General features: G+C 53.2%; 2 protein-coding genes. Both read right to left on the bottom strand.

Features of this window, described 5'->3' with window-relative positions; genetic code table 11:
- Positions 1-280 precede the first annotated feature (280 nt).
- Positions 281-3,448 (bottom strand): CusA/CzcA family heavy metal efflux RND transporter, encoded by a 3,168-nt coding sequence (locus HV832_RS17065; RefSeq protein WP_176805253.1) that lies wholly within the window; start codon positions 3,446-3,448, stop codon positions 281-283.
- A gap of 14 nt (positions 3,449-3,462) precedes the next feature.
- Entirely contained in the window at positions 3,463-3,711 is a 249-nt protein-coding gene (locus HV832_RS17625; RefSeq protein ID WP_483400395.1) for a hypothetical protein, read from the bottom strand.
- Positions 3,712-3,773 lie beyond the last annotated feature (62 nt).

Here is a 3,773-nt window from a genome sequence, read left to right as displayed (position 1 = left end):
GCTGGAAAAGTGTGCAAAGCGCGATGCGCTACGTGGATGCAATTGATCCATTTGCTCAGCATAAAATTGAGGCCAGCTTGTCAGCTTCCCCCACAATTGCCGCACTGAAAATTGAAAACAAAGATGATCTTACTTGAGCGCAATTTTTAGCTTGCTTAAGGAGTATCGAGCATTCAGATGCTGCACGGTTTCCTGTGCGAGCCTTCGTTCAGCCGCTGTCCGTAGAAACGATACCCGGCGGGTCGCAATTGCGGCCCGCCATTTAGAAAGTTATTTCGAGTTATTGAGCAGTTTGTGCGTCATCAGGTACAACTTCCTTTTCTTCCGGATCACCTCTATGCATCAAGCAGTAAAGTAGAGGTAGCACCAGTAAAGTCAGTGCTGTCGACGACAGAATGCCGCCTATGACTACTGTTGCCAACGGTCTCTGCACCTCTGCACCTGTCCCGGTTGCCAACGCCATAGGTACGAAGCCAAGCGAAGCGACCAGTGCGGTCATCAGTACGGGACGCAAACGTGTCAAAGCACCAGTAATAACTGCGGTGTCCAAGCTCATCCCGTCCTCACGCAAGGATCGGATGTAAGAGATCATTACCAGACCATTAAGGACTGCCACGCCTGACAGCGCGATGAAGCCCACCGCAGCAGAGATCGACATTGGAATACCGCGCATCGACAGCGCGATGATACCGCCAGTCAGTGCAAACGGAATGCCCGTGAACACCAGAAGACCATCCTTGACGCTGTTGAACATAACAAACAGCAGCGTAAACACAAGGAACAGAGCTAAAGGAACGACAATCTTCAGTCGAGTTGTTGCGGACTGAAGCTGCTCAAAGGTGCCACCCCAGGTTGTCCAATATCCGGAGGGAATCTTGACGTTCTTGGCGATTGCCTGCTCCGCCTCAGGAACAAAACTACCGATATCACGACCGGTGACGTTAGCACTGATCACAATGCGACGCTTACCGTTCTCGCGGCTGATCTGGTTCGGACCTGGAGCAAAATCAAGCAAGGCCACTTCGCTCAGCGGAATGAACGAGGTTGTGGCACCAGCTTGCGCCGGCAGCGAGATAGGCAAGCGGCGCAAGGCATCCAGGTCACTACGCAGCGTTTCCGGCAAGCGGACCAGTATATCGAAGCGGCGGTCGCCTTCGAACATGATGCCGGCCTCGCGGCCACCGGTGGCAATCGCCAACGCTTCTTGTACATCGCCGATATTCAAGCCATAACGCGCAGTCTTCTCACGATCGATTTTTACGGTCAGCATTGGCAATCCACCAGTTTGCTCCACCTTTACTTCGGTGGCGCCCGGTATGCGCTGCAGCACATCCGCAATCTTCTTACCTGTCTCAGCCAGAACATCCATATCGTCGCCATAGACTTTGACCGCGACGTCACTACGCACACCAGAAATCAGCTCATTGAAACGCAGTTGAATAGGCTGCGAGAACTCATAGGCATTGCCGACGTATTTCTCGGCTTCTTCCTTGATTTCGGCGACCAATTCGTCGCGGGTTTTCTTCGGCTTAGGCCATTCCGAGTCTGGCTTGAACATGATATAGCCGTCCGAGATATTCGGTGGCATCGGGTCCGATGCAATTTCTGCGGTACCGGTACGTGCAAAGACACGATCGATTTCCGGGAATTTGGCTTTCAGGCCAGCTTCCAGCTTCTTTTGCATCTCCAGTGACTGGCTCAGACTGGTGCCTGGGATGCGCAGCGCCTGAATAGAGATATCGCCTTCATTCAGGTTTGGCACAAATTCACTGCCCAAACGGGTCGCCAGCAAGCCGCACAGAATGATCAATACTACGGAGCCGGTGATCACGGTGGTGGCATTGTTCATGACCTTTGCAAGCAAAGGCTCGTAGCCGTTCTTCGCCATCACCATCAGGCGATTTTCCTTCTCAGCCACGCGCTTGCCGATGAACAGTGCTACTGCAGCCGGAATGAAGGTCATGGACAGAATCATGGCGCCCAGCAGTGCGACAACCACGGCAAAGGCCATCGGATGGAACATCTTGCCTTCGACACCAGCAAGTGCAAAGATCGGCAGGTATACAACCATGATGATCAACTGGCCGAACAGAAGCGGACGGCGAGCTTCCTTGGCTGCGGCAAACACTTCATGGAATCGTTCACGCAGAGTGAGTTCACGCTTGAAATGCTCTTGTGCATGCGACAGGCGGCGAATGCAGTTTTCGACTATCACAACGGCACCGTCGATGATGATACCGAAGTCTAGCGCCCCCAGACTCATCAGGTTGGCACTCACTTTGTACGTGACCATCCCGGTAAAGGTGAAGAGCATTGCCAGCGGGATCACCATCGCAGTTATGATTGCTGCACGCATGTTGCCCAGGAACAGAAACAAAATCACGATGACCAGAATTGCGCCTTCGAGCAAGTTTTTCTTAACTGTTGCGATAGCTTTGTCGACCAACACTGTACGGTCATAAACGGGTACGGCCTTGACCCCTGTCGGCAGGGAGCGGTTCACGGCTTCCATGCGCTTGGCGACAGCCTGGGAGACCACGCGGCTGTTTTCTCCGATGAGCATGAAGACGGTGCCCAGCACAACCTCACGACCATTCTCCGTGGCAGCACCGGTACGCAGCTCGCGACCAATAGCAACCTCTGCGACATCGCGCACACGAATTGGGACGCCTTGCACATTGTTCAGAATCGTGTTGCGAATATCATCCAGTGTGCGTACTTGTCCAGGCGCACGGATCAGGAATTGCTCCCCCTTGCGCTCAATGTAGCCGGCGCCAACGTTATTGTTGTTGCGGTCAATGGCGCCTACAACATCCTTGAGCGTTAAACCATAGGAACTCAGTTTCACAGGGTCAGGAGTAATGTGATATTCCTTGGCATAGCCACCGATCGAATTGATCTCAGTGACGCCTTCCACCTGGCGCAATTGTGGCTTGATGATCCAATCCTGGATCTCGCGCAGATCAGTTGGAGTGTAAGGCGTACCGTCAGGCTTTTTTGCATTTGGCTCGCTCTCAACCGTCCAAAGGTAGATCTCTCCCAAGCCGGTAGAGATTGGCCCCATCATAGGCACGACACCCTGAGGCAAATTTTCCTTCGCTTCCTGAATGCGCTGATTGACAAGCTGTCGCGCAAAGTAGATATCGGTGCCATCCTTGAAGATGACAGTCACCTGAGACAAACCGTAACGCGACAGCGATCGAGTCTGCTCCAGATTAGGAAGTCCCGCCATCACCGTCTCGATTGGGAAAGTCACGCGTTGCTCAACTTCCAGTGGCGAATAGCCACTGGCACTGGTGTTGATCTGCACCTGCACATTGGTAATGTCGGGAACAGCATCAATCGGTAGCTTCTGATAGCTGTAGACACCAATGGCGGCCATTGCAAGCACGGCCAGCATGACAAGCCATCGGTGCACGATGGCAGATTGAATTATTCGTTCAAACATGGTTGATTCCTTAGTTAGTCTTCGTGTCCAGCACTACCTTTGCCCTGCTCAGCTTTGACTACGAAGCTATTACTCGCGGCATACTGGCTTCCGGCGGGCAAGCCCTCTACGATCTCAACAAGCCTGCCATCGCTGCTGCCTATCTTGACGGGTTGGACTTTGAAACCTTTTTCGACTTTCACGAAGACTACGGATTTACCGTCGATGGTCTGGACCGCGTCAGCAGCGACGGCGACAGGAACATTCTTTTCACCGCGCTTCATAGCGGCATTGACGAAGAGGCCTGGGCGCCACGCCATATTCGGATTAGCGATGACAACGCGCG

This window comes from Cognatundibacterium oligocarboniphilum (assembly GCF_013377855.1).
GTDB lineage: Bacteria > Pseudomonadota > Gammaproteobacteria > Burkholderiales > Burkholderiaceae_D > Undibacterium > Undibacterium oligocarboniphilum.
This window is presented reverse-complemented; position numbering and strand designations above follow the sequence as displayed.

Bases quoted from the DNA above. Each gene is read 5' to 3' on its own strand.
- HV832_RS17065 (WP_176805253.1), bottom strand. From the start codon at position 3,448: ATGTTTGAACGAATAATTCAATCTGCCATCGTGCACCGATGGCTTGTC.
- HV832_RS17625 (WP_483400395.1), bottom strand. From the start codon at position 3,711: ATGAAGCGCGGTGAAAAGAATGTTCCTGTCGCCGTCGCTGCTGACGCG.